Source organism: Amycolatopsis sp. NPDC052450, from assembly GCF_044547565.1.
In the GTDB taxonomy this organism is placed as follows: Bacteria; Actinomycetota; Actinomycetes; order Mycobacteriales; family Pseudonocardiaceae; genus Amycolatopsis.
In genome coordinates this window covers 843,714-868,742 of the sequence record NZ_JBIUAQ010000001.1, presented here as the reverse complement: position 1 = coordinate 868,742, position 25,029 = coordinate 843,714, and the positions used below count along the sequence as shown (strand labels likewise).

At 69.5% G+C, this 25,029-nt stretch carries 26 protein-coding genes; 11 read left to right on the top strand and 15 right to left on the bottom strand.

The genetic code is table 11. From position 1 onward, the window contains the following. Positions 1 to 43: 43 nt before the first annotated feature. Positions 44 to 883 carry an oxygenase MpaB family protein gene (locus ACIHAO_RS04265; RefSeq protein WP_396554664.1) on the top strand — a complete coding sequence of 280 codons (840 nt, stop codon included), beginning with the start codon at positions 44 to 46 and terminating at the stop codon, positions 881 to 883. On the opposite strand, the gene ACIHAO_RS04260 is transcribed toward ACIHAO_RS04265, so the two are convergent. Continuing rightward, positions 884 to 2,101 carry an alpha/beta hydrolase gene (locus ACIHAO_RS04260; protein WP_396554663.1) on the bottom strand — a complete coding sequence of 406 codons (1,218 nt, stop codon included), beginning with the start codon at positions 2,099 to 2,101 and terminating at the stop codon, positions 884 to 886. Between the two features lie 124 nt (positions 2,102 to 2,225). Next, complete coding sequence (locus ACIHAO_RS04255; RefSeq protein ID WP_396554662.1) at positions 2,226 to 3,173, bottom strand: alpha/beta hydrolase; 948 nt, start codon at positions 3,171 to 3,173, stop codon at positions 2,226 to 2,228. A gap of 142 nt (positions 3,174 to 3,315) precedes the next feature. Between ACIHAO_RS04255 and ACIHAO_RS04250 the strand changes: the two genes are divergently transcribed. From ACIHAO_RS04250 to ACIHAO_RS04230, 5 genes are all read left to right on the top strand, one after another. After that, entirely contained in the window at positions 3,316 to 3,783 is a 468-nt protein-coding gene (locus ACIHAO_RS04250) for a MarR family winged helix-turn-helix transcriptional regulator (protein ID WP_396554661.1), read from the top strand. Between the two features lie 27 nt (positions 3,784 to 3,810). Next, positions 3,811 to 4,659, top strand: coding sequence for an SAM-dependent methyltransferase (locus ACIHAO_RS04245; protein WP_396554660.1), 849 nt, complete (start codon positions 3,811 to 3,813; stop codon positions 4,657 to 4,659). Positions 4,660 to 4,781: 122 nt separating this feature from the next. Continuing rightward, positions 4,782 to 5,318: a PadR family transcriptional regulator gene (locus ACIHAO_RS04240; RefSeq protein ID WP_396554659.1), complete on the top strand. Its 537-nt coding sequence runs from the start codon at positions 4,782 to 4,784 to the stop codon at positions 5,316 to 5,318. Between the two features lie 9 nt (positions 5,319 to 5,327). Next, the gene (locus ACIHAO_RS04235) at positions 5,328 to 7,340 is read left to right on the top strand and encodes an FAD-dependent oxidoreductase (RefSeq protein ID WP_396554658.1); all 2,013 of its coding nucleotides are present in this window, start codon (positions 5,328 to 5,330) and stop codon (positions 7,338 to 7,340) included. Between the two features lie 113 nt (positions 7,341 to 7,453). Next, positions 7,454 to 8,407 (top strand): prephenate dehydrogenase, encoded by a 954-nt coding sequence (locus ACIHAO_RS04230; protein WP_125791504.1) that lies wholly within the window; start codon positions 7,454 to 7,456, stop codon positions 8,405 to 8,407. A 69-nt stretch (positions 8,408 to 8,476) separates the two neighbouring features. Here ACIHAO_RS04230 and ACIHAO_RS04225 read toward each other — a convergent pair whose 3' ends face one another. The 3 genes from ACIHAO_RS04225 to ACIHAO_RS04215 form a co-directional block, all read right to left on the bottom strand. Then, the gene (locus ACIHAO_RS04225; protein WP_396554657.1) at positions 8,477 to 8,713 is read right to left on the bottom strand and encodes an antitoxin; all 237 of its coding nucleotides are present in this window, start codon (positions 8,711 to 8,713) and stop codon (positions 8,477 to 8,479) included. Between the two features lie 61 nt (positions 8,714 to 8,774). After that, complete coding sequence (locus tag ACIHAO_RS04220; RefSeq protein ID WP_396554656.1) at positions 8,775 to 9,707, bottom strand: TauD/TfdA dioxygenase family protein; 933 nt, start codon at positions 9,705 to 9,707, stop codon at positions 8,775 to 8,777. Between the two features lie 202 nt (positions 9,708 to 9,909). After that, positions 9,910 to 10,248 (bottom strand): hypothetical protein, encoded by a 339-nt coding sequence (locus ACIHAO_RS04215; protein ID WP_396554655.1) that lies wholly within the window; start codon positions 10,246 to 10,248, stop codon positions 9,910 to 9,912. Positions 10,249 to 10,337: 89 nt separating this feature from the next. On the opposite strand from ACIHAO_RS04215, the gene ACIHAO_RS04210 reads away from it, so the two are divergent. Continuing rightward, positions 10,338 to 10,961, top strand: coding sequence for an AAA family ATPase (locus tag ACIHAO_RS04210; RefSeq protein ID WP_396554654.1), 624 nt, complete (start codon positions 10,338 to 10,340; stop codon positions 10,959 to 10,961). Between the two features lie 3 nt (positions 10,962 to 10,964). Here the strand turns inward: ACIHAO_RS04210 and ACIHAO_RS04205 are convergent, their stop codons facing one another. Next, on the bottom strand, positions 10,965 to 12,929 hold the full coding sequence (locus ACIHAO_RS04205) for an FUSC family protein (protein ID WP_396554653.1): 1,965 nt from the start codon (positions 12,927 to 12,929) through the stop codon (positions 10,965 to 10,967). A 49-nt stretch (positions 12,930 to 12,978) separates the two neighbouring features. Between ACIHAO_RS04205 and ACIHAO_RS04200 the strand changes: the two genes are divergently transcribed. Continuing rightward, the gene (locus ACIHAO_RS04200) at positions 12,979 to 13,419 is read left to right on the top strand and encodes an SRPBCC family protein (RefSeq protein WP_125790412.1); all 441 of its coding nucleotides are present in this window, start codon (positions 12,979 to 12,981) and stop codon (positions 13,417 to 13,419) included. Positions 13,420 to 13,935: 516 nt separating this feature from the next. Here ACIHAO_RS04200 and ACIHAO_RS04195 read toward each other — a convergent pair. The 6 genes from ACIHAO_RS04195 to ACIHAO_RS04170 form a co-directional block, all read right to left on the bottom strand. Continuing rightward, the gene (locus ACIHAO_RS04195; protein WP_396554652.1) at positions 13,936 to 16,539 is read right to left on the bottom strand and encodes a CHAT domain-containing protein; all 2,604 of its coding nucleotides are present in this window, start codon (positions 16,537 to 16,539) and stop codon (positions 13,936 to 13,938) included. Positions 16,540 to 16,581: 42 nt separating this feature from the next. Further along, positions 16,582 to 17,061, bottom strand: a complete 480-nt coding sequence (locus ACIHAO_RS04190; protein WP_125780735.1) for a carboxypeptidase regulatory-like domain-containing protein — start codon at positions 17,059 to 17,061, stop codon at positions 16,582 to 16,584. Beyond that, positions 17,058 to 17,663 carry an RNA polymerase sigma factor gene (locus ACIHAO_RS04185; protein WP_101611873.1) on the bottom strand — a complete coding sequence of 202 codons (606 nt, stop codon included), beginning with the start codon at positions 17,661 to 17,663 and terminating at the stop codon, positions 17,058 to 17,060. Before ACIHAO_RS04185 ends, ACIHAO_RS04190 begins: the two co-directional genes overlap by 4 nt. A 329-nt stretch (positions 17,664 to 17,992) precedes the next feature. Further along, positions 17,993 to 18,160 (bottom strand): hypothetical protein, encoded by a 168-nt coding sequence (locus tag ACIHAO_RS04180; RefSeq protein ID WP_199748656.1) that lies wholly within the window; start codon positions 18,158 to 18,160, stop codon positions 17,993 to 17,995. Between the two features lie 125 nt (positions 18,161 to 18,285). Continuing rightward, on the bottom strand, positions 18,286 to 19,002 hold the full coding sequence (locus tag ACIHAO_RS04175) for an SGNH/GDSL hydrolase family protein (protein ID WP_396554651.1): 717 nt from the start codon (positions 19,000 to 19,002) through the stop codon (positions 18,286 to 18,288). Continuing rightward, on the bottom strand, positions 18,999 to 19,655 hold the full coding sequence (locus ACIHAO_RS04170) for an NAD(P)-dependent oxidoreductase (protein WP_396554650.1): 657 nt from the start codon (positions 19,653 to 19,655) through the stop codon (positions 18,999 to 19,001). The genes ACIHAO_RS04175 and ACIHAO_RS04170 overlap by 4 nt, the downstream gene beginning before the upstream one ends. 96 nt (positions 19,656 to 19,751) lie before the next feature. On the opposite strand from ACIHAO_RS04170, the gene ACIHAO_RS04165 reads away from it, so the two are divergent. After that, complete coding sequence (locus ACIHAO_RS04165) at positions 19,752 to 20,357, top strand: TetR/AcrR family transcriptional regulator (protein WP_396554649.1); 606 nt, start codon at positions 19,752 to 19,754, stop codon at positions 20,355 to 20,357. Between the two features lie 361 nt (positions 20,358 to 20,718). On the opposite strand, the gene ACIHAO_RS04160 is transcribed toward ACIHAO_RS04165, so the two are convergent. Next, positions 20,719 to 21,222 (bottom strand): GbsR/MarR family transcriptional regulator, encoded by a 504-nt coding sequence (locus ACIHAO_RS04160; RefSeq protein ID WP_396554648.1) that lies wholly within the window; start codon positions 21,220 to 21,222, stop codon positions 20,719 to 20,721. A gap of 94 nt (positions 21,223 to 21,316) precedes the next feature. Between ACIHAO_RS04160 and ACIHAO_RS04155 the strand changes: the two genes are divergently transcribed. Both ACIHAO_RS04155 and ACIHAO_RS04150 read left to right on the top strand, forming a co-directional pair. Continuing rightward, the gene (locus ACIHAO_RS04155; RefSeq protein WP_125780725.1) at positions 21,317 to 22,213 is read left to right on the top strand and encodes an ABC transporter ATP-binding protein; all 897 of its coding nucleotides are present in this window, start codon (positions 21,317 to 21,319) and stop codon (positions 22,211 to 22,213) included. Then, positions 22,210 to 23,847, top strand: coding sequence for an ABC transporter permease (locus ACIHAO_RS04150; protein WP_396554647.1), 1,638 nt, complete (start codon positions 22,210 to 22,212; stop codon positions 23,845 to 23,847). The genes ACIHAO_RS04155 and ACIHAO_RS04150 overlap by 4 nt, the downstream gene beginning before the upstream one ends. A 52-nt stretch (positions 23,848 to 23,899) precedes the next feature. Here ACIHAO_RS04150 and ACIHAO_RS04145 read toward each other — a convergent pair whose 3' ends face one another. Together ACIHAO_RS04145 and ACIHAO_RS04140 are read right to left on the bottom strand one after the other, a co-directional pair. Further along, on the bottom strand, positions 23,900 to 24,223 hold the full coding sequence (locus ACIHAO_RS04145; protein ID WP_396554646.1) for a hypothetical protein: 324 nt from the start codon (positions 24,221 to 24,223) through the stop codon (positions 23,900 to 23,902). 53 nt (positions 24,224 to 24,276) lie between these two features. Further along, positions 24,277 to 24,834 carry a TetR/AcrR family transcriptional regulator gene (locus tag ACIHAO_RS04140; protein ID WP_396554645.1) on the bottom strand — a complete coding sequence of 186 codons (558 nt, stop codon included), beginning with the start codon at positions 24,832 to 24,834 and terminating at the stop codon, positions 24,277 to 24,279. Positions 24,835 to 25,029 lie beyond the last annotated feature (195 nt).

Sequence of the window (25,029 nt, the reverse complement as noted above, 5' to 3'; positions counted from 1 at the left end):
AAGGTGGGACAGTGGCCGTACGCCACTCTTCCGGGAGGTCGTCATGAGCACCGAAGCCCGCCTGCCCGCCGCGGCCCCGCTCGGCCCGGATTCCGTTGCCTGGCAAGTGGCCGGCGACCGGAGGCTGCTGCTCGGCGCGGGGACGGCGTTGCTGCTGCAGGTCGCGCATCCGGTGGTCGGCGCGGGCGTCCACGACCATTCGAACTACACCGAGGACCCGTGGGGCCGTCTCGACCGGACCATCGATTCCTTGCTGTGCCAGGTTTTCGGCGGCCGGAAGGCGATCGCGGAGGCCGAGCGGCTCCGCGAGATGCACAAGGCGATCAAGGGCGTCGACCACCACGGCGAGCGCTATCACGCGCTGAACCCCGAGGCCTATCGGTGGGTGCACGGATCGACGTTCTGGACGACCGTCCGCATGCACGAGGTCTTCGTCCATCCCTTGTCCCGCACGGATAAACACCGCTTCTACGCGGAATGGCGACGACTGGGCCTGCTGCTCGGCCTCCGCGAGCACCACATGCCGGAGGACCTCGAAGGATTCGATGCCTACTTCGACGACGTTGTCGCGAACCGGCTCGAGGACAACCACACGGTCCGAGAACTGCTCCGCTCGCTCACCATGCGAGACACCCCATCGCCGCCTTGGTGGTTCTTGCCGGATGCCTTCTGGCGGCCCGTCCGGCCCGCGGGCGGGAACGTGCTGACGCTGTGCGCGATCGGCTTGCTACCTCAGGCTCTTCGCGATCGCTTGAGTCTCAAGTGGACAGACCGCGACGAACGCCGGCTCCGACGGTTGGGCGCGGTCACGAGAGCGGCCGGTAACCGGGTTCCCGACCGGCTTCGCTTGTACCCCAAGGCTTATCGCGCCAAGCGCGGCTAGCTATTCGACGACGTCGACCAGCGCGCCCTTGGCGCCGGTGTTGGGCAGCGGCCACGGGGTGACCCCGCCGTTGGTGACGATCTTCTTGTCCTGCGGCGCGCACGGCGGCACGGTCCGCGCGCCGATCCACGCCAGCACGTCGGGAACCTGCGCCTTGAAGGTGTTCATGTTGTGCCCGGCGTCGGGGATCCGCCACGACGAGAGCGTCGCGGGCGCGCGGACGGCCGCCTGGATCTGGTCGATCGAGAAGCTCTCGAAGCTTTCCTTGTCCCCAGCGATCGCGAGGATGTCGACCGGCGACGGATGCTTCTGCAGGTTCACCGTGACCGTGTTCGCGTCGGCGATGTCCTGCCTGCCCTTGAAGAGGTTCTCGGTCTCCGCGTCCACCGAAGCCTTGTAGTAGCCGCTGACGCTCGCCGCCTGGCCGTACCACTGCGGATGCCGGGTCACCAGGTTCATCGCGCAGTATCCGCCCGAGGACCAGCCCGCCATCGTCCACGCCTTCCGCTGCGGATTGGCGCCGAGTTTCTCGATCGCCCAGTCGCGGATGTCGGCGGTCAGGTAGGTGTCGTTTGCGGTGCCGTTGACCTCGTCGATGCATTCGGTGTCGTGGCCGACCTTCGGTTTCCCGGTCGGGTCCGGGATGATCACCAGGGTCGGCGGGAGCACGTGCTTCGCGATGGCCGCGTCCAGTTTGGCGGGCAGTTCGTACGGGCCGGTGACCACTTCCGGGCCGGACGGGTAGTTCGGGATCCATTCGATGACCGGGAATTTGAGCGCCCGGTACGCGGGATCGTAGTACTGCGGCGGGAAGTACACCGAGACGTCGCGCGTGAGGCCGGTGCGCTTGCCGGTCACCGTCATGTGCACGACGGATCCCTTGCCCTCCTTGGCCCGCATCGCCCCGGCGTCCCGCAGTTTGTCGAGGTCCGAACCGTTCTGGCCGGCGACGGCGTCGACGCTCTCCCCCGAGTACACGCCGGTGCCGATCAGGGCGCCGACCGTCGGGAAGAACCCGCCGATCATGTTCCCGCCCATCGCGGTGCTGACCACGACGAGCACCACCGCGGCGAGGATCGTGGTGCTGCGGCCGAGGACCTTGCGGCGCCAGCGTTCCCAGAGGAACGGCACGGCGATGATCGCGAGCAGCGTCAGCACCACGACGATGACGAGGTTCAGTGTGGAATCGAGCCGGATGGCACTCAGTCCCAGTCCCATGGCGATCGTGTCCCTCTCCGGCGGCGGCACGCCCCCGCACCGCGCTTCCCACATCTGGATCAAGAGACGTGCGGCCACCGGAAAGTGTTGTCCGGGGTGACGCGTGTCACCCTGGACAAGCCACTCAGTCTTCGAGTGCGGTGCGCAGCACCCCGATCGCCTGCGTGATCGCGGCTTCCGCGGCGTGCGTTCCCCGCAGCGTGTTGAGCATGACGAAGTCGTGGACGATGCCCTGGTATCGCACGGCCGTCACCGGAACTCCGGCCTGACGCAGCTTCGCGGCGTACGCCTCGCCTTCGTCGCGCAGGACGTCGGCCTCGCCGGTGATCACCAGCGCGGGCGGCAGGCCCGCCAGCTCGTCGAGGCTCGCGCGCAGCGGCGACGCGGTGATTTCCGCACGCTGCACGGGGTCGGTCGTGTACTGGTTCCAGAACCACTTCATGCCGTCGAGGGCGAGGAAGTAGCCCTCGGCGAACTGCTTGTACGACTCGGTGTCGAAGTTCGCGTCGGTGACCGGGTAGAAGAGCACCTGCTGCCGGAAGGTGACGTCGCCGCGCTGCTTCGCCATGAGGGTGAGCGCGGCGGTCATGTTGCCGCCTACGGAGTCACCGGCGATCGCGATCCGCGTGCTGTCGAGGCCGTTCTCGGCGCCGTGCTCGGCGACCCACTTGGCCACGGCGTAGTTCTGCTCGATGGCGACCGGGTAGCGCGCCTCCGGCGAGCGGTCGTATTCGGGGAAGACGACGGCCGCGCCCGCGCCGACGGCGAGCTCGCGGACCAGGCGCTCGTGGGTGTGGAAGTTCCCGAAGACCCAGCCGGCGCCGTGGATGTAGACGATCACGGGCAGCGGGCCGGTGACGCCCTCGGGGCGGACGATGCGGACCTCGACGCCGTCGACGTGCGTGGTCTCGACGGCCGCGGCGGGCAGTTCGACGTCCCCGCCTTGCACCTCGTCGACGGCCTTACGGCCCTCTTCCGGCGGCAGCTGGAAGAGGAAGGGCGGGTTGGCGGTGGCCTCGACGAAGGCCTGCGCGGCGGGTTCGAGGGCCAGGTTGTGCGGGTTGGCGGTCATTTCTGCCTCCTGGGAGCGAAGTCGATGAGTTGAAGGTAACCCTCAACTCAGTTGTGCACAACTTAAATGTGCCCAAGGAGATTTAGGCCACTCAAGTGGCGGACTGAGGCATGATCGACGCACCATGGGACGAGGAGGACCGATGCCAACGGACAACACGGGCTCGCTGTGCCTGGACGACCAGCTGTGCTTCGGGCTCTACGCGGCGTCGCGGGCCGTGACCGCGCTTTATCGCGTGGTGCTCGAAGACCTGGGCCTGACCTACCCGCAGTACCTGGTGATGCTCGCGCTCTGGGAGGAGGACGAGCGGCTGGTCAAGGAACTCGGCACCGTGCTGAACCTCGACTCCGGCACGCTTTCGCCCCTGCTCAAACGGCTGGAGAAGACCGGACTGGTCCGGCGTGACCGGCAGGCCGACGACGAACGGTCCGTTCGTGTCAGCCTGACCGAGGACGGCGCCCGGCTCCGGGAGCGCGCGACCGGCATCCCGAAGATCATCGGCGACGCGATGGGCCTCGACGCGGCCGGTCTCGCCCGCACCCGCGCGGAACTCGATCGCTTGACAGAATCCGTGAACGCCTACCGCGAGGCCTACGTCCCGGCCGGTTAGCATGGAATTTCCGGCGCGGACAAAGGGATGACGATGATCGATCACGACGCGGCGCTCAAGGCCGTCGAGAACAGCTTGGACCGGCCGTCCGCGGCCCGCGTCTACGACTACTTCATCGGCGGCGACACGCACTACGCCATCGACCGCAACTTCGCCGAGAAGGTGCGCGAGCGCCTGCCGCTCATGGGCGACTACTGCAAGACCAGCAGGCAGTTCCTCGGCCGGGCCGTGCGGCACTGCGCCGAACTGGGCATCCGCCAGTTCGTCGACATCGGCTCCGGCCTGCCGACGGCGGGCAACGTGCACGAGGTCGCCGACGAGACGCGGCCGCAGGAGGACACGCACGTCCTCTACATCGACAACGAGCCGATCGCCCTCGCGCATTCGACGCTGCTGCTCGCCGACACCGCCGACCCGGACCGGCACCACGCGATCGCCGCGGACCTGTTCGACCCCGAGGGCCTGTGGGAACGGGTGATGGACTCCGGGATCATCGACGTCCGTGAGCCCGTCGCGCTGGTGATCAACGCGGTCATGCACTTCATCAAGGACGAGCAGGATCCGGACGCGCTGCTGGACTTCTACCGCGACCGGCTCGCGCCGGGTTCGCTGCTGGTGCTCTCGCAGATGACCAACGAGAACCCGGCCAACGACGAGGAACGGCAGGCGCTGCTCGACATCCTCGAGTACTACGAGACCACCACGAACCCCGGTTTCCTGCGCACCATGGACGAGTTCAGGCGGTTCTTCGGCGGCTGGCCGCTGCTGGAGCCGGGGCTGGTCTACGCGCCGGCGTGGCACCCGGACGAGAAGACGATCTTCGCCGCGACCCCGTCGGAGTCCCGCGTCATCGGCGGTGTCGCCCGCAAGCCGTAGCTCTTTCCCTTTCCGGTCCGTGAAGGCCTCCTTGAGGGACCCTGGGTCCCTCAAGGAGGCCTTCACGGACTTGTGACCCACGTCGCCTTGCAGTGCAACTAGGTGCATATGAAACTAGGTGCATGGCACTGGAGCACGCGATCCTCGTTTCACTGTCCGAGCGGTCCGGCTCGGGCTACGAGCTGACGCGTCGCTTCGAGAAGTCCATCGGACTGTGGTGGAGCGCCACCCACCAGCAGATCTACCGCGTCCTCAAGCGGATGGAGGACGCGGGCTGGGTCGCCGTCGACCAGGTCGCGCAGTCCGGGAAACCCGACAAGAAGGTCTACACCGTCGGCGACGCGGGGCGGGCCGAACTGGCCCGCTGGCTCGCCGAACCCGATCCGTCGGCCACCGCCAGGGAACTCGCCGTGAAGATCCGCGGCGCGACACTCGGCGATCCGGCCGCCGTCGCCGCCGAGGTCACCCGGCATCGCGACGCGCACGCGGCACAGCTCGACGCGTACCTGCTGATCGAGAAGCACGACTTCCCCGACCCGAGCGTCCTCAGTGGACAGTCGTTGCACCAGTTCCTCGTGCTGCGCGGAGGAATCCGAACCGAACAGGGCCATGTCGAATGGCTCGAAGAAGTCCTCCGGGCATTCCACCACGATGCGTAAGGACCAGCGATGAGCCAGTACCCGAACCTGCTGTCCCCCCTCGATCTCGGCTTCACCACCCTGCGCAACAGGGTGATCATGGGTTCGATGCACACCGGCCTCGAGGACAAGGAAGCGCATTTCCCGCAACTGGCCGAGTACTACGCAGAACGCGCCCGCGGTGGCGTCGGGCTGATCGTCACCGGCGGCTTCGCGCCGAACCGGACCGGCTGGCTCCTGCCGCTGGCGTCGAAGCTCTCGACACGCGCGGAAGCCAAGGCGCACAGGCGACTCACCGATCCGGTGCATGAGGCGGGCGGCAAGATCGCGCTGCAGATCCTGCACGCGGGCCGGTATTCCTACCATCCGCTGAGCGTCTCCGCGTCGGGTATCAAGGCGCCGATCAACCCCTTCAAACCGCGGGCCCTTTCCGGGTACGGCGTGCTGCGCCAGATCCGCGCGTTCGCCGATTGTGCCTTCCTGGCCAAGGAAGCGGGTTACGACGGCGTCGAGATCATGGGGTCCGAGGGCTACTTCATCAACCAGTTCCTCGCCGAACGGACCAACAAGCGCACCGACCAATGGGGCGGCAGCGCGGAAAACCGCCGCCGGATCGCCGTCGAGATCGTGCGCCGCACGCGTGAGGCGGTCGGCGAGGACTTCATCATCATCTACCGGCTGTCCATGTTGGACCTCGTCGAAGGTGGCCAAAGCTGGGAAGACGTCGTCGCGTTGGCCAAGGAGGTCGAAGAGGCGGGCGCGACGATCATCAACACCGGCATCGGCTGGCACGAGGCGAGGGTGCCGACGATCGTGACTTCCGTGCCGCGCGCGGCGTTCACCTGGGTGACAGGGAAGCTCAAACCGCACGTCGGGATCCCGGTGGTCACGTCGAACCGGATCAACATGCCCGAGGTCGCCGAGGAGGCGCTGGCGAGCGGTGACGCGGACCTGGTGTCGATGGCGCGGCCGTTCCTCGCCGACCCGGAATGGATCCGGAAGGCGGAGACCGGACGCGAGGACGAGATCAACACCTGCATCGCCTGCAACCAGGCATGCCTCGACCACGCGTTCAAGCGGAAACTCGTGTCGTGCATGGTGAATCCGCGTGCGGGCCACGAGACCACGCTGACGCTTTCGCCCACGCGGAAGACCAAACGCGTCGCCGTCGTCGGCGCCGGTCCCGCCGGGCTCGCCGCCGCGACCGGCCTCGCCGAGCGCGGGCACGCCGTCGAACTGTTCGAGGCGGACGACGAGATCGGCGGCCAGTTCGGGATCGCGCGGAAGATCCCCGGCAAGGAAGAGTTCGCGGAGACCATCCGCTACTACACGCGACGGCTGGAGGTCACCGGCGTCAAGGTCCACCTCGGTACCCGCGCGACCGTCGCGGACCTCGTCGGGTTCGACGAGGTCGTGCTGGCCACCGGCGTGACCCCGCGGGTGCCGTCGCTCCCGGGTATCGACCACCCCAAGGTCCTGTCCTATGTGGACGTCGTCCGGCACGGGAAACCGGTGGGCGGCAAGGTCGCCGTGATCGGCGCCGGCGGGATCGGCGTGGACGTCAGCGAGTTCCTGACGCACACCACCTCGCCCGCGCTCGATCTGGACGCGTGGATGGCCGAATGGGGTGTCACCGATCCCGAGCACGCCGTGGGCGGGCTGACCGAACGGAAGGTCGAGCCGTCACCGCGGCAGGTCTTCCTGCTGCAGCGCAAGAAGTCCGGTATCGGCGCGGGGCTGGGCAAGACCACCGGCTGGGTGCACCGGGCCGCGCTGAAGGCCAAACGCGTCGAACAGCTCACCGGGGTGACCTACGACCGGATCGACGACGACGGCCTGCACATCACCGTCGGTGACAAGCCGCGTCTGCTCGACGTGGACACCGTCGTCGTCTGCGCGGGCCAGGAGCCGGTGCGTGAGCTCGCCGACGACCTGCGGACGGCCGGTTTGCCGGTGCATCTGATCGGCGGCGCCGACGTCGCGGCCGAACTGGACGCCAAACGGGCCATCGATCAGGGAACCCGCCTCGCCGCCGTTCTCTGAGTATCTGCTGGTGAACCCGCCGGTCGCTTTCCGATTCCCTCTTCGACTCCGTCGTCAGGCTCTGACGAGTGGCCTCGTAGATGGCAGGATGAACCCTTGTGCGGGACGTATGCGTGATCGGGCTCGGGTTGATCGGTGGTTCGCTGCTGCGCGCGGCGCATTCGATCGGCCGCACCACGTTCGGGGCGACGACCTCCGAAGCTGACGCGGACGCCGCCAGCAGAGCGGGTTTCGACGTGACGACGCAGGTCGAGGCGGCGCTGAGCAAGGCGGCGGAGCGGGACGCGATGATCGTGCTCGCGGTGCCGCTGCCCGCGGTCGAAGAGGTGCTCCGGACCGTTTCGCGGGTCGCCGGGCACTGCGTGCTCACCGACGTGACCAGCGTGAAGGGCCCGGTGCTCGACTCGGTCCGCCGCCGCGCGCCGTACGCGAAGTTCGTCGGCGGGCATCCGATGGCCGGGACGGCGAACTCCGGCTGGAAGGCGAGCGATCCGGCGCTGTTCGATGGCGCCGCGTGGGTGCTGGGCGTCGAGCACGACACCGACCTGACGGCGTGGGCGGAGGTCGCCCGGCTGGTGCTGGACCTCGGCGCGCACGTCGTGCCGCTGCCCGCGGACTCGCACGACGAGACGGTCGCGCGGATCTCGCATCTGCCGCATATCTTCGCGGCCATCCTGGCCACGATCGGCGCGCAGGGCGGTCCGCTGGCGATGGCGCTGGCCGCCGGGTCCTACACGGACGGCACGCGCGTGGCCGGGTCGAGCCCGGCGCTGGTGCGGGCGATGACCGAGGGCAACCGGGACGCGCTGCTGCCGATCGTCGACGAGGCGCTCGGGCGGCTCGGCGCCGCGCGGGGTTCGCTGGCTTCGACGGGCGGCCTCGCGGTGACGGTCAACGCGGGCAACGAAGGGGCGCAAGCGTTCGCGGCCGCCAAGGACGCGGAACGCGCGGGGGTGCGCGTCAGCCTGACCGCTCCGGACGCGCGCGACGGCCTGATCGCGCTCGGCGAGCGTGGCGGCCGGATCACCGCGATCGACGGCGACACCGCGATCGGCGACGTCTCCTGACGCGATTCGGCACCTACTTGCGGTCCTTGCACGCGCAACGATCGCAAGTAGGTGCCGAATTGCGGGGGGTTACTGGCCCTGCGGCGGCTGCGGCCGACCCTGCTGGGGCGGGTTGTCCGGGGTGTCGTCGAACTTGTTGATGAAGCCCTTCGCCTTGTCCACGCCGGAGTCGATCTTCGAGTCGTGGCCGGAGAACTTCGACTTGGCGAAGTCCGCCGCCTTGTCCAGGCCGCCCTCGATCTTGTCGTTGTGCTCACGGAGAGCGTCGGTGGCCTTGTTCTTCAATTCATCGAAGTTGATGCCCATGGCCTCATCGTCACACAGGTACCGGCGAACCCGCCCCGGCGATCACCCGTCACGGGGACGCTCAGAACGGCCGGTCGCCCACGATGGCGACGCGTTCGACCACCCGCGCGTGCGGGTGGTAGTCGTTGACGGCGTAGTGCTGCGTGGCGCGGTTGTCCCAGAAGGCCACCGAACCGGGCCGCCAGGCGAAGCGCACCTGGAACTCCGGCGTGTGCGCGCGGCTGAACAGGTACCGCAGGAGCCGGTCGCTCTCGTCGCGGTCGATGCCGACGATGTGGGTCGTGAAGGCCTGGTTGACGAAGAGGGTGCGCCGCCCGGTCTCCGGATGGGTGCGGACGACCGGATGCTCGACCGGCGGGAAGGCTTCTTGGTGACGCAGCAGCACTTCCGGGTCGGAGAAGCGGTCGAAGCCGGGGATGTAGTCGTGCACCGCGGTCAACCCGTCGATACGTTCACGGATCTCTTCCGGCAGGTTGTCGTAGGCGGCGGCCATGTCGGCCCACATCGTGTCGCCGCCGACCGGCGGGACCTCGATCAGCCGCAGGACCGAACCGAGCGCCGGCGCGGGCCGGAACGTGACGTCCACGTGCCAGATGTTCTCGAACGCGGGCATGCTCGCCGACCGGGCGAACCGGGTGGTGTCCTCGGTCTCGCCCTTCGGGATGAACGGGTTCGTCTCCAGTTCACCCCAGTTGGCGGCGAACGCGCGCTGATGCGCCGAAGTGATGTCCTGATCGCGGAAGAACAGCACCTTCCACTCCAGCAGCGCGCGGTTCAGTTCCGCGTGGAGAGCGGGCGTGAGTGGCCGGGCGAGGTCGACGCCGCCGATCTCGGCACCGATCAGCCGTCCCAGCGGTCGCAGTGCGAAAAGCTCGTACGGGCGTTCTTCGACGCCCTCCGGCAGGCGCCGCAGCAGGCGCGGCCCTTCGAGGATCCCGCCGTCGGGGACGGTCGCGGGGCGAAGGCGGACACGGCCGGGCAGTGCGATGGACATACGTGCTCCCTGGATTCACCGTCGGCTGACTTGGCGAGATGAGGAGCTACGCGGGCGGGGAACCCAAACGTCCACGGCGCAGGAGCAATGCGGCAATGCCTTCGCCGGCCGAACGGGTCGGCGCGGACTCCCAGTGGACGGACACGGGGTCATCGTGGGCGCGTTTTGGCGTGCGGTCAACACCGTCCACGGGACGGGAAGATCATCGTCTCCGCTCGGAGGGGTAGCTACCCGACCAGGTGTTCCGTTCCTCGCGCGGCCGCAGCGCCTCGGCCAGCACCCACTGCGAGTGCGTCGTACCGCCTCGGCCGACCGGACCGAGCTGGAAGGTGACCCAGCCGACCCAGTGCGCCGTCGTCGTCGCCCGCCACATCCCCAGCAGCCCGGGGACCGTGGCGGTCAGGTCCAGGCCGTCGGGCAGGCGGGTCTTCGTCGCGCCCACCGGGTACACCAGCTTGAGATCGACCCAAACGGGCTGGTTGGGCCGGACCATGTGCAGGTGACGCGGCCCCGGCGGCAGCGTGTCACCAGTGTCGAGCATGCGTCGATTATGCGTGAAAACTCGAACATTAGTTCGAGACGATGCTCACCCTCCCCCATCCGGGTGGTTGCGTCGCTAGGGTCGGCGACATGCTCGTCTGGATCAACGGCCCGTTCGGCGGTGGCAAGACGCAGACCGCGCACGAACTGCACCGGCGCTTGCCCGGCAGTGTCCTGTCCGATCCCGAGATCGCGGGTTTCGGCCTGCATCGGATGATGCCGCCGCGGCTGCGTACCGACTTCCAGGACCTGTCCGCGTGGCGTCGGGGCGTTTTCGAGGTACTCGACCTGGTACTCCGCGAGCAGGAAGGGCCGGTGGTCGTGCCGATGACACTGGTGGAGCCCCGGTACTTCGACGAGATCGTCGGCGGGTTGCGGGAGCGCGGGCACGACGTCCGGCACTTCGCGCTGCTGGCCCGGCGCGAGACCGTGCTGCGACGGCTGAGCGAACGCGGCATCGTCCACTCCGTGCGGCGGAAGGGCGTCCCGCCGAAACGCGAGAGCTTCGCGGTGTCGAAGCTCGACCTCTGCTTGGACCGGCTGAGCGGCGTCGAGTTCGGCGAACACATCCAGACGGACACGCTCACCGTCGCGCAGGTCGCCGATCGGGTCGCCGCGTCGGCCGGGCTGGCGCTCGCGCCGAACACGGACACCGCGCTGCGGGGCTTCGTCCGTCGCAAGTGGACGAGCGTCAAGCACATCCGGTTCGGCTGACGCTCAGGCGCGGCGGTGGTACGGCAGGAACCGCCGGACCAGCCGCAGCGGCGCGCGTTCGACGAGGTCGGGGCCGCGCACGGCGTCGAAGGCCGCGCCGATCTGGTCGACGACGCCGGACAGTTGCTCGCTTTCGGGCATCGGCATCTCCGCCGGGTCCCGTTCCTCGCGGACGGCGGCCGCTAGTTCGGTGAGGGCGGCCGTCAGGAGGGCGATGTCGGCGTCGGCCGGGGCGGGGGCGCCGCGGCCGAGGGTGACGCCGACCTCGGTGACGGCGTCCGCGACGCGTTCGAGTCCGGCGATCACCGGCCACCAGGCGACGGCTTGGCGTCCGGCGGCGGAGGGTTCGACGACGACCTGCTGGAACGCGGTCCGCAGGTCGGCCAGCGCGCGGTAGGCGCGGCGACGGGCACGTGAGCGTTCCAAGCGCGCTTCGCCCGACGGCGCGAGCACGAGGCCCTTGTCGACGTATTTCACCAGGCAGTCGAGGCTGTCGGCGAGCCGTCCGCCGACCTGCGGCCGTCGGCTGCCCGGCCAGAGCAGGTAGCCGAAGAGCAGGACGATCGCGCAGCCGAGCACGGTGTCGACGAGCCGCGCGAGCACGATGTCCCAGCTTCCGGTGCTGGCGAGGTCCATCTGCAGGATGATCAGCGGCGTCACGAAGGCGCTGAGGATGCCGTAGTTGCGGACCTTGCCGACCGCGACGCCACCCGCGAACACGGCGATCAGCAGGACCAGCAGCCAGCCTTCGCCGCCCGCGGCGAGCACGGCCGCGCCGATGCCGACGCCGATCACCGTGCCGATGCCGCGCAGCACGGCGCGGCCGAAGACCGAGCCGAAGTCCGGTTTGAGGACGATGCCGACGGTGAGCGTGATCCAGTAGGAGCGTTCGAACGGGACGAGCAGCGCGACGACTTCGGCGATCGCGACGCACAGCGTGAGGCGCAGCGCGGCGAACCAGGTGAGCGGACCGGAGACGAGCGAACCCGCCCAGCCGCGGAGGCGCTTGTGCCACGGCTGCACCTCGCGCCGTTTCCGGTTGTCGCCCTTGCCTATCCGGGCGAGTCCGGCGTAGAGCGCGGCGAGGACCGGGTCGGCGTCTTCGGGCGCTTGGGGAGGTTCCGGCAGTTCCTGGTTCGCGAGCACGGCGGCCGAGGTCGCGATGAAGTGGTCGATCACGTCTTCCGGGGCGCGGCGGCCGGCGTTGACCATCGCGACCGACGCCTCGACGGCCGGGGTGCTGGCCGAGAGCAGGTTGAGCAGCTGGCGGTAGGTGGCGTCGCGGCCCGACAGCCAGGATCGCGCGGTGAGCAGCCGGTCGTACGCGGTGTTCATCGCGGTCGTGAGCTGGTGGCGCGCGACGCGGGAGGTGGCTTCGTCGGTCGCGGACAGCATCGCGGCGAGTTCGACGTAGACGTGGGCGACGGCGCCGCGTTCGGGGCTGGTGGCGCGGAAGGTCCAGGTGGCGAGCGCGATCAGCAGGCTCCAGGCGGCGCCGATACAGAAGTAGCCGAGGAGGATTTCGACGCGCAGGCCGGTGACGTGCTGGCCGGTGCCGAGCACGCAGAAGACGAACATCTGCAAGCCGGCGACCGACGCGTTGCTGCCCGCCGCGCTGATCAGCGCGGACACCGCCGCGACCCCGACGACGACCGGGATGGACGCGGCCGGGACGCCGCCGGTGATCAGCCCGGCGAAGTAGCCGAGGGCGGCGGCCGCGGTGGCGCCGCCGAGCCGGCGGGCGCGGTAGCGGTACGGGCCGGCGGATTCGGAGAGGACGGTGGGCAGGGCGCCGGTGGAGACGAGCGCGCCGACGCCGATGTCGCCGAGCGCGTAGCCGACGGCCAGCGGTACGGCGAGGGCGAGGACGGCGCGGGCGACCATGTTCCACGGAATGGGAACCGGCGTGCTGCGGAGCAGCTGCACCAGCCAATGTGGTGCGGCGATCTCGCGGCGCGACGTGCTCACGCCCCTATCTTGACTTATCCGTGGCGGCCGGAGCGGTTATCGTCGCCACATGGGCAAGACGTACTCCTTCGAGATCAACCGGACGAGCAGCGCCTCGCCCGCTTCCCTGTTCGCGCTGGAGGCCGACGGTTCCCGGTGGTCGGAGTGGGCGAAGCCGGTGGTGTTCCACTCGCGCTGGGCGCGGGAACCGGACGCGGACGGGGTGGGCGCCGTCCGGGCCGTCGGCCTGTGGCCGGTGTATCTCCACGAGGAGACGCTCGAGTACGAACAGGACCGAAAGCACGTCTACGGCTTCGCGGGCCTCGCGCCGCTGAAGGACTACCGCGCCGAGGTGTCGTTCACGCCGAACGCTTCCGGTGGCACGGATCTGCGGTGGACCGGCCGGTTCACCGAACCGCTGCCCGGCACCGGCGCCGCCGTCCGCACCGCTCTGCGCACGGTGATCTCGATCCTGGCCACCCGCCTGGTGAAACACGCCGAACGCGCCTGACCCCACCCCCCGCCCTTCCCAGGGGGGCGGCCCCGAGTCCAGTCTACCGGCGATGGGCGCTCGGAAGGGCTGGTCGGCGGGGTTGTCCACAGGTGGCGATGGTTGTGGACAACTCCTGTGGGGAACTGAAGGACGCCATAGCCGCATCGGACGCGGCGAAGGACGCCTTCACCCCTTGGGTCTTACGGTGGCGAGCCCAACGCCCGGGGTGGCGGGCGGCGCGAAGGCGTAACTCGCGTGTTTGAAGACGTAACTCGCGTTTGATCACGCATCACGAGGTCCGGCACCAGGGATGTCACGTGACTGAACGGACGACACGCGTGATCCGGCGGACGACACACGTGACTGGACGAACGACACGACCGCGGCCGAGGGTTCCGCAGCGAGTCGTCCGCCTGATCACGTGTGTCGTCCCTCTGATCACGTGTGTCGTCCGTTCAGGCACGTGAAAGCGCCATCCGTGCACCTGCAAGACACGGTTGACCTAACCGTCCTTACCCACTCACGCCGTCCCCTTCAGCCCGCGCCAAGGCAAAGGAAGGGCCGCCGCAGCGGGTCGGCGGCGGTCGCTTCGGCGAGTGCCAGGGCGGGTGCGGTTCCCGAGGCCAGCCGCCGGTGCAGGTCGGCCATCGCTTCGGCGGCGGCCTTGTCCCCGACCCGCGCGATCGCGCCGATGACCGTCCGCGATCCGCTGGCGAGCAGCGTCCCGGCGAAACCGAGCGCCTCCTCGCCGGGCCGGATGTGACTCATCGCGAGTTCGCACGCGGCCAGCACCACCCGTTCCGGCGGCTTCGCGAGCCGCGCGGTTTCGTGCGCGTACAACGGTCCGTCGACGAGTTCCAGCCGCGAGAACAACGCGTTCGCCGGTTCGTGCGCGCCGTGCGCGACCAGATGCGCCATCCCGGAACCGTCCAAAGCGGACAGTACGGCTTCGCTGGTCGCGGCCTTCCCGTCGACGAGCCTGGCGTGCGGGTACACCGTCCGCAGGTTCCGCACCTCACCGACCGAACCCGGCACACCGGGTCCGCCGGCGAGCAGGACCGGGCCGGAGTTCCGCCGTCCCGACGCGCTCACCCATGCGGTCGCCGACGGCGCGATCGACACCGGATGTCCGTGCAGTGACGGCAAAGCACCCCACGGCAACGCGTACAGCGAGCCGATCGGCACGATGATCAGCTCGCGGTTCTGCAGTGTTTTCGCCAGCGACGCCGAGATCAGCGTGTCCAGTTTGGCCGCCCGGCGCCGCGCGGAACCGGTGACGACCTCGACGAGCGGCGCGGGCAGGTTGTCCGGGGCCAGCGCGTCGAGGTCCGCGTGCAACTGCCGCGCGGTCTCGACGATCTCCGCGAGCGGCCCCAGCTTCAGCAGCCGGAACCGGCCGTGGTCGACGACCACCGCGTACAAGGTGTCGCGATACCCCATGAGGCTGACCAGCACGCGATCGCCGAGCCGCTCCACCACCTCTTCGGGTGTCGACACCGGCCGCGGACGACCCCATTGGCTGGTGTACCACCCGAGCCGGGTCGCCTCCTGCTGCAACCGGTCGTAGCGTTCCTCGAGCTTCCCGACCGGTTCGCCGGACAACCGCCGCGCCTGGATCGTCCCCTGCACGTGCCGCATTTCGTTGATGTGTCGGGCGAGCGCCGGATCTTCGATGACCGGGAGCGGTTCGTAGCGGTACACCTGCGCGCGCGTGCGTTCCAGCCACGCGAACAGGCTCTTCGCCCCGGCGCCGCTGCGCCTCGCCTTCTTGAGCACCAGTGTGAGCGCGAGTTTGCCCAGTTCTTCGCCGTGCGCCGCCGTCCCGCAGACGAGGTCGAGCCCGCCCATGCGGTCGCGGATCTGCCCGAGTTCCGCCAGCCCGGCCCGCGCCTGCGCGAGCGCCGAACGCGGCCGATGCGACGCCACCGCGAGTTCGGCCCGGCACAACCGCAACTGCATCCGGTGGTCGATCGGCGTCGTCTGCCGCGGTTTCGGTACCTGCGCCAGGAGTTCCTGCGCGGCGACCGTCTCTTCGCGACGGATCAGCAACCGCACCGCGAACATCCGGGCGGCGCCGGCTTCGTCGCGCAGACCGAGTCCGGCCAGCCGGATGGCGAGATCGGCCAGCCGCCCCGGCAGTTTCGCGGACGGCCTCTTCTCCCGGTCCGCCAGCACCTTCACCGCGTCCGCGCGGAGGCGGGTCAACGCGGCGATCTCCGCCCAGCGGCCCTTGCCACGCCGCAGGAAACTCCGCCGTGCCGACGCCGCGAGCTTCTTCGCCAGCGCGTAGTCGCGTTCCAGGATGGCGGCACCGGCCCTGGCGACCTCCGCCTCCGCGACGAGGTGCACCGCGCCGTTGTGCCGCAGTTCCGGGATGGCGTCGTCGAGATGCCGCGCGGCCTCTTCGGCGAGTCCCGCGGTGAGCAGCGCCTTCGCCTGGTCGAGCCGGACGAGCGGCAGCGAGCCGGGACCGTCGGTCACGAAGATCGTGGCCGCCTGCTCGTAGTGCCGGAGCGCTTCCGGGATGTCCCCGAGCAGCTGCGCGTGATCACCGAGGTTGTGCCGGATCTTCCCTTCCAGCAACCGATGGCCGTGCTCGACGGCGAGGTCCGACGCCTCGACGAGGTCGCGGTACGCCGCGTCCGGGTTGCTCATTTCCAGATGCAGCCACGCGCGGTTCACCAGTGACCTGGTGAGCACCGCGCTGTACTTGCCCGCCTCGGCGGCGAGCCCGGGGAGGAAGGCGTTGTTGAGCGCGAGCGACTCCTCCAGCCGCCCGGCCCGCATCAGGACGACGGCACGCTGCAGCCCGACGACGAAGCGCAGCTCGTGGCGGACGTCGCCACCCGGCAGCAGGAGCCGGATGCGTTCCGCCTCGTCCAGCCGGGCGAAACCGTCCTCTTGGGACACGAACTCCGCCTCGGCCGCCGCCAGGCTGATCAGGATCCGGACCCGGATCTCCAGCCGGGCCACCAGATCCGCGTCCACCGGGCCGAGTAGCGCGAGCGCGCGCCGAAGCAGCCGTATCGGCCTGCTGAGCCCGTGATCCGAGGCGGCGGCCCTCGCTCGGCGATGGAGCTCGGCCGCTTCCTCGGCTACGGGATCGACGACAGGAGGAGACGACGCGGGCACACGCACTATGGGAGCACACCCACGCCGCATAACGGAACAGCCGTCCGGTTAGAGCACCACTGTGGGGGTCACGACGGTCCTGCGACAGGTCACGTCACCGAGGTGGATCACGATCTGGGTGGTGCCCTGGGGGACGTTGTCCAGCACGAACCGGCCTCCCTCGTCGGCGGTGGTGGAACTCGTGCCGTGTTCGGCGACGCGAACCTCCACTCCGTACTCGCCGGCGGGCACGAGCCAGCCGTCGATCCGGTGTTTCTTGCCGATCTTGGTGAGGTTGATCATCACGGTCAGGTCGCTGACGGTGAAGGTGATCGTGCCGGTGTCGCTGCCGCGGACGCCTGCCGTGGCGTCCATCCGTTCCCAGCGGGCGACCTCGACGTCGAGGTTTTCGAGCGCGAGCGCGAACTGAACCCGCTGCACCAGATCTCCCGGCGGCGGGTCCAATTCGTCCATGAAGCGCCCGATATCGGCGAGCAGGTCCTCATCGCCCGGGGAGGTCATCTCCCCCGGCGTCCCGAGGTCGTTCATCGGCTTCCCCCTTCGTGGGCCAGCAGGTCGCGCATCGATTCGAGGCAACGGCCCCTGGTCGGGCCGACACTTCCGCGCGGCATACGGAGTGCTTCGGCGACCAGTTGGTATTCGGCCCGCCCGGCGAGCACGGTCAGCCGAAGGAGCTGCTGACAGCGGTGCGGCAGGCGGAGGAAGGCGCGCCAGACCCGGCGATCCCGGTCGGCGCGGACGGCTTCCTCCTCGGGAGCCGGATGGGTGCTCTCCATGCTTTCGGCCAGCTCGTCGGTCAGCGGGACGGGCTGGGCGCGGCGGCCGAAAGGATGCTGTGCTTCACGTCTGGTGGTGGTGATCAACCAGGCGGCGAGTGCCTTGGGGTCACGAAGTTTGTCGAGCTGGCTGAAGAGGGCGAGCCACACCGTCTGGACCACGTCCTCGGCGGTCAGGCGATCGAGACCGTTCGCACGCGCGACATGCCACACGAGCGGGGTCAACTCGTGCACAAGTCTGTCCATCGCCTGGCGGTCACCGGCCCGGGCCGCGCGCATGCAGGCGGCATGCAGGTCGGCACCGGTCAGTCCTTCCCATGGCGGGTCTACCTCGGTCGTTTGCACGTCGGTCACCGTATCTGCCCCACTTCGGACGTGTCTTCGTGTCGGCGCTGGCAGTATCGCGGGCCCTTCGGGGAGAAAGAGCGTGCAAGAGGCTCTGGGATACATCAAGTCACTAACTTTTTTGTCGGGTCTCCGGTCATCCCCCTCGAGATGGGCGAGGACAAAGGCACCGGCCGGCGCGAGTAGGTGTGGACTGCGCACCGGCCGGCCCTTTTTCCCTCCCCCCGGGCCCGCTCCCCAACGGGCCCGCGTCCGGGCGTCCCCCTCCCCCGAAGGAGCACCCGGAGGTGATGTCCAGAGGCCCCCTCGGCCTCCGGACATCACCTGTCTGTGGTAGTTCAGTTCACCGGCGGTTTGGTGCCGTGCGGGTCCCAGTTGCCGTCCGGGCTCGTGCCGGGACGGGGCGGGACCGGCGCCGTGATCGGGCCCGGCTTCGGGGTCTCTTCGAGGTCTTCGGTGGCCGTGGCCTCGTCGTCGACGGGCGCGGTGTTGGTCTCGGTCGTCATCGGGTGTCCCTCATTTCCTCGACTGCTCCATAGGACGCAACGAGGCTGCCACCAGATACACGCAGAGCCAGCTTTTTCGCGGAAATTTCTCGTTCTGTGGCAAGAGGGTGACCTGATCAGCGGTTTTACCGGTGAAATGTGCCGCTGAGTAGCCGGTGGCTCACGTCCGCGAGTTGTCCGGCCCAGCGCCGGTACCCCTCGGGACCGGGGTGGAACCGGTCCTCGGCGAAGGTCGCCGGGTCGAGCATCGCGGCGGGCATCGGGACGTGGACGACGCCGGGCAGCGACGCCAGCCGCGCGGCCGCGGCGTCGAGGGCGGCCGACCGCGCGCCGAGGACGTCGCGCAGCGGACGCGGCAGCGCGGGGAACCGGCCCATCGGCGGCACGCCCGCCAGCACCACCGGGACCCGCCCGGCGCGGCGCCGCAGGGAGACGACGAGGTCGAGCAGGTCACGCCGGTAGCGCGCGGCCGAATGCAGTTCGATCGTGTCGTTGACGCCCAGCGCGATCACCACGAGGTCGGCGGGTTCGAGCAGCGGCAGCAGCTCCTCGCGCGCCACCCGGGCGTTGGCCCCGGTCTTGCCGAGTGCCTGCCAGGCGACCGCGCGGCCGTCCCGCGCGAGTTCGTCCGCGAGCCGTCCGGTGAGCCCCTCGGCGTGCGTCGCCGCGCCGACGCCGTCCACAGTGGACTCGCCGAGCACGGCGAGCCGAACCGGACGGCCGTCGCCCGGCACGAGGCCGGTGACCGGACCCGCGGCGCCGGGCAGCCTCGGCGTCGTACGGCGCACCCGGACGGCTTGCGCGAGCAGGATCGGGGCGAGCACCACCGCACGGCTGATCACCCCGCGACTCTACTTCCGCGTCGGCCCTGGGCGATCGAGACGGTCTGGTGGACGAGCGAGTCGTCCGCGGCCGCGCGGAGCAGGTAGTCGGCGACGTCGGCGCGGTTGATGCTGTAGCTGCCACGGACGTTGCCGTCGGTGCGGGCGGCGATGGCGCCGGTGTGCGGCCCGTTCAGCAGCCGAGGCGGGCGCACGATCGTCCAGTCGAGGTCGCTCGCGCGCACGATCCGTTCGGCGGCGATCATGTCCGCGAAGGCGTGCCGGAGGACCCTGCCCAGGATCGGCTTGACGACGTTCCTGGTGAAGAAGGCGTCACCGTCGACGAACGGACCGCTGGCGCTCACCAGGAGCAGCCGCCGGGTCCCCGCCGATCCGAGCGCGGCGACGGCGGCGTGCGCTCCGTCGGTGACGACGGTCGTCGGGGTCCGGTCACGGGCGCCGAGCGCCGAGATCACCACGTCACGTCCGGACACCGCCTCGGCCAGCGCGCCGTGCTCGGACAGCCCGGCGACGACGACCTCCAGCAGTTCGTCCTCGGCGTCGAGCCGGGCCGGGTCGCGGACGACCGCCGTGACGTGGTGTCCGGCGGCCAACGCCTGCTTGACGACTTCCGAACCGACCCCGCCCGTGGCACCGAGAACAGTGAGCTTCATGGTCACGCCTTCCTGGGTTAGTGAACACTCACCCACTATGGTGAGTGTTCACTAACCACTTGTCGAGCGAACGCTGAGAAGCCCTCAGGAGCGAATATGGGAAGCCGCGAGGAGATCGTCGCTGCGGCGGCGAAGGTGATGCGCGAGCAGGGCTACGCGCACGCCACGACCAAGGCCATCGCGCGGGCGGCGGGTTACTCGGAGGCGTTGCTGTACAAGCACTTCAAGGACAAGACCGAGATCTTCATGAGCGTGCTCACCGAGCGGCTGCCCGCGCTCGGGACGACCTTGGACGAGCTGATGAAGACCGCGGCCGACAGCCCGCTCGCGGCGAACCTCAAGCGGCTGGCGCGGATCACGCTGTCGTTCTATCTGGAGAGCTTCCCGATCGCGGTGTCGCTGTTCTCCTCGCGGGAGCTGCTGGCGACCCATCGGGAACGGGTCATGAGCAGGGACGGCGGGCCGGACGTCCCACTCGGACGCGTCATCGAGTACCTGGGCGAAGAGGCCCGGCTCGGCAGGATCCGCGAGGACGCGGATCTGGAGGCGTCGGCGTCCCTGCTGCTCGGCGCCTGTTTCCAGTACGCGTTCCTGGCGTCCTTCGAGGATCGCGAACCGCCCGCGGAGGAGCTGGACCGGTGGGCGGAGAGGCTGGCGGCGACGTTGGTGGTCGCGTTGGTCGTGAGCGGCGATTCGGGTTAGGGCCAAGGGGTGTCTTAGGTACCTATGTGGGTTCCGGCTGCGGTTGCTCTCAGGCTCGAGTCCGTGAAGGCCTCCTTGACGGACTCTGGGTCCCTCAAGGAGGCCTTCACGGACTCGATGATCGCCGCGTTCGCCCCACGTGCACCAGCGGTCACAGCGGCTGCGCGTGAAGGACTTCCAGTCAGACGCTTGCGTGAGTGGTCACGGTCCGTGGGGACATAAGAGCTCGACACCGGACCGCCGGAAGCACTGAACGAGCCGCCCACTCATCCTCGCGTCTCGTGAGTGGTGAGGACTGCCAGAACCCGAAACGCCACTCACGACCACCAGCACCGAACGGCCACCCCGCGGCCGCGCGCTCTCACTTGCCCTTTTCGGCCCGCATCTCGTGCCACTTCGCGTACATGTCGTTGAGCTCCTTGATCATGAAGCTCAGGAAGTCCCGCATCTCGGCGACCCGCTCACCGGCCGGCGTGTCCTCGCCCAGCGCCGAAACGCCCTCGTCGGCCGCGTCGCGCCACAGGCTGATCATGCGGTCGCGTTTCATGAAGGTGGCGTACCAGAGGTCGTCGAAGAGCCGGTAGTGGTCGCGGCGCGAGCCGGGCTCGCGTTCCTTGGCGACCAGGCCGATCTGTTCCAGCCAGCGCACGGCCCCCGAGATCGCGGCGGGGCTCACCGAGAGCTGGTCGGCCAGCTCGGCCGCGGTGAGGCGGCCGGCGTCGGTGGTCATCAACGCGGCGAACACCCTGGCGGGCATCCGCTGCATCCCGATCTGGGAAAGCGTGAGGCCCAGGTGCTCCACGTAACGGCGGACGGCGTCCTCGTCTCTCTGGGTGCTCGAAGCACTCTCAGGCGTCGTCGTCATGGGCACATCCTCTCGTACATCCCCCAGAGCGATCACACCGTCCATACGTTTTCTTAACTTCACAACTTCATGAAATCACTGTACCTTCAGAGCCATGGAAAACGCCATCTCCATCTCCGGCCTCCACAAATCCTTCGGCCGGACCAAGGCTTTGGACGGCCTTGACCTGCGGGTACCCGTTGGGGAGGTGCACGGCTTCCTCGGCCCGAACGGCGCGGGGAAGTCGACCACCGTCCGGGTCCTGCTCGGTCTGCTCCACGCGGACTCGGGCGACGTCCGCCTGCTCGGCGGCGACCCATGGAAGGACGCGGCGAGCCTGCACCGGCGCCTCGCCTACGTCCCCGGCGACGTGAACCTCTGGCCCAACCTCTCCGGCGGCGAGGTGATCGATCTGCTGGGGCGGCTGCGGGGCGGGCTCGATCAGCGCCGCCGCAAGGACCTGATCGAACGGTTCGACCTCGACCCCAAGAAGAAGGGGCGCACCTACTCCAAGGGCAACCGGCAGAAGGTCGCGATCGTGGCCGCGCTGGCCTCGCACGTGGACCTGCTGATCCTCGACGAGCCGACCTCCGGGCTCGACCCGCTGATGGAGGCCACCTTCCAGTACGCGATCCAGGAGGAGCGCGAGCAGGGCCGCACGGTGCTGCTGTCGAGCCACATCCTGGCCGAGGTCGAGGCGCTCTGCGACAAGGTCAGCATCATCCGCAACGGGCACACCGTGGAGACCGGCACGCTGGCCGAGCTCCGGCACCTCACCAGGACGTCGATCTCCGCCGAACTCGCCGGCCCGCCGAACGGGCTGACGAAACTGGAGAACATCCACGATCTCAAGGTCGAGGGCAACCGGGTCCGCTTCGACGTCGAAACCCGTTCCCTCGACGACGCGCTGCGTCAGCTCACCCAGGTCGGCGTCCGCAGCCTGACCAGCCAGCCGCCGACGCTGGAGGAGCTCTTCCTCCGCCACTACACCACCGAAGCGAGCGCGAAATGACCGCGACGCTGAACCGCCCGGTGACCGTCTCCGAACCGGCGCACGGGCTGGCCGGCACCTGGCAGCTGACCAGGCTGGCGCTGCGGCGGGACCGGATCGTCCTGCCGATCTGGGTCGTCCTGCTCGGGATCATGCCCTCGACGTCGTCGGGGACGTTCGAAACGCTGTACCCGACGGCCGCCGAACGGGCCGGGCTCACCGCGAGCATGGGCGCGAACCCGTCGCTTTCGCTGATCTACGGCCCGGCCTTCGACCTCTCGACCGCGGGCGGCTTCACCGCGTGGCGGCTCGGCGGCTTCCTCGCGCTGGTCGTCGCGCTGATGGCGGTCTTCACCGTCACCCGGCACACCAGGGCCGAGGAGGACACCGGCCGCGCGGAACTGCTGGCCTCCGCGGTGGTCGGCCGGTACGCCCTGCTGACCGCTGGCGTGCTGGTGTCCGCCGGCGCGAGTGTCCTCATCGGACTCGTCGAGACCGGGCTGATGATCGGCGCGAAGCTGCCGTCCGACGGCGCGCTCGCGCTCGGCGCCGCCACCGCGGCGACCGGGCTGGTCTTCACGGCCGTCGCGGCGGTCGCCGTCCAGGTGGCCGAGTACTCGAGGACGGCCAACGGGATCGGCGCCACCGCCGTCGGTGTCGCGTTCCTGCTGCGCGCGGTCGGCGACTCGACCTCGGACGCGACCTGGGTCTCCTGGCTGTCCCCGATCGGGTGGGCGCAGCAGATCCGGCCGTTCGCCGGCGAGCGCTGGTGGGTCTTCCTGCTGCCGCTGGCCGCGACCGTGGTCGTCGGCGCCGTCGGCTACGCGCTGCTCCCGCGGCGCGACGTCGGCACCGGCCTCGTCCCGCCGCGGCCGGGCCCCGCCGGGGCGGCGGCGTCGCTGCGCAGCCCGTTCGCGCTGGCGTGGCGGCTGCACCGGGGCCCGTTGATCGGCTGGCTGATCGGCACGGCGGTGTGCGCCGCGGTGTTCGGCTCGGTCGCGAGCGGCATCGGTGACGTCGTCGGGGAAAGCCGGCAGGCGAAGGAGATCTTCCAGCGTCTCGGCGGTACGGACGGGCTGATCGACGCGTTCATGGCGGCGATGGCCGGCCTGTTCGCCATGGTCATCGCACTGTACGGGGTGCAGGCCGCGTTGCGGATCCGCGCCGAGGAGACCGCGATCCGGGTCGAGCCGCTGCTCGCGACCGGCGTGGGCAGGCTGCGGGTGCTGGGGAGCCATCTCGTGTTCGCGTTCGGCGGCACGGCGCTGATGATGGTGGTCAGCGGTGTCCTCTTGGGACTGTCGAACGGGATGCGGACAGGCGGTGTCGCCGGCTCGGCCGGGGACATGGTGGTCGCTTCGCTGGCGCAGCTTCCGGCGGTGTGGGTGATCGTCGGCCTGGCCGTGACGCTCTTCGGCCTGGCGCCGAAGCTCTCGACGGCGGGGTGGGCGATCGCCGGGCTGGCCTTGCTGCTCAGCCTGTTCGGCCCGGTGCTGGACCTGCCGCGGGTGCTGCTGGACGTCTCGCCGTTCTCTCACGTTCCGAAACTGCCCGCCGCGGAGTTCACCGCGACACCGCTGGTCTGGCTGACCGGGGTCGCCGTGGTCGCGCTCGTGGCCGGGCTCATGGGCTGGCGGCGTCGCGACGTCGGCTAGCCACAGGGGATGACCGTGGAGGCCGTTCATCGGGGGCGGCCTTCACGGTCCTTCAGTCTCTCCGGTATCCCGTACCGGTCGTGCTGGGCGGGAGCACCGTCGAGGTGGGCGGCGTCACCGTCCTGGTCACCGTGCGCGGCGCCGGCGTGCTGGTGCGGGTGATGACGAGCGGTTCCGGGGAGCTGCCCGGCACGGTCACCGTGACCGGCCCGACCGAACGGGAGGTCGTGGCCGGGGAAGGGGTTGTGCCGACTTCGTGGACGCGGGGCTGTGGCTCGCGGCCTGCCACCAGGAGGGCGGCGACGAGCAGCCCGGTCGCGAGGCCGGCGATGGCCGCGACCGTGACGGAACCGGTGGTGGGACCCTGACTCGACATCCGGCACCCCCTCGCCATGCGAAGCGCAGGTACGAGGACTTCTCGCGACGATCTTACGTTTTGTTACGTAACGTGCGCAAACCGTCGACAACGACCCGCACGAGATGGCGTTCCTCGAGCGAATACCGCTCCGCGGCGAGACAACCGGCGATCAGGGCGCGCAGGTCGTCGCCGTCGATGTCCTCGCGCACCGCGCCCGCGGCCTGTGCCCGCGTCAGCAGCGCCTGCGTCGCCGACCGGAAATCGTTGCCCGCGTTCGCTTTGAAACCCAGCCCGGTCGTCTCGGCGAGCGCGTCGCACACCGCCCGGTTGCGGGACGCCTGCTGGACGACGCGTTTGAAGAAGTCGAAGAACGCTTCACCGGGGTCTTCGGCGGTCAGCAGGTCGCGGGCTTCGCGCGCGAACTGTTCGAGCCGGTCGAGGACGACGGCCTGGAAGAGCGCTTCCTTGCTGGGGAAATGCCGGTACACCGTGCCCGCGCCGACACCGGCGATGCGGGCGATCTCGTCGAGGGGGACGGCGAGGCCGTTGACGGCGAAGGCCTCTTCGGCGGCTGCGAGCACCTTCGCTCGGTTGCGGCGCGCGTCGGCGCGCAGCACTGGCTTGTCCACTGTTCCCCTCCTCAACCGGGTCCGGCGTTCCGATTCAACGCCGCCGCCGACGAGGGCATTCCTCGGCAACGGCTGAAGGGCCGTCTGGGTCCTGTCTCGTGAGTGGTAATGACGGTTAGGGCCAAGGGTGTCTTAGGTATCTAAGTTGTTCCGACCGCGGTCGGTGCCAGGCCCGATCCGTGAAGGCCTCCTTGA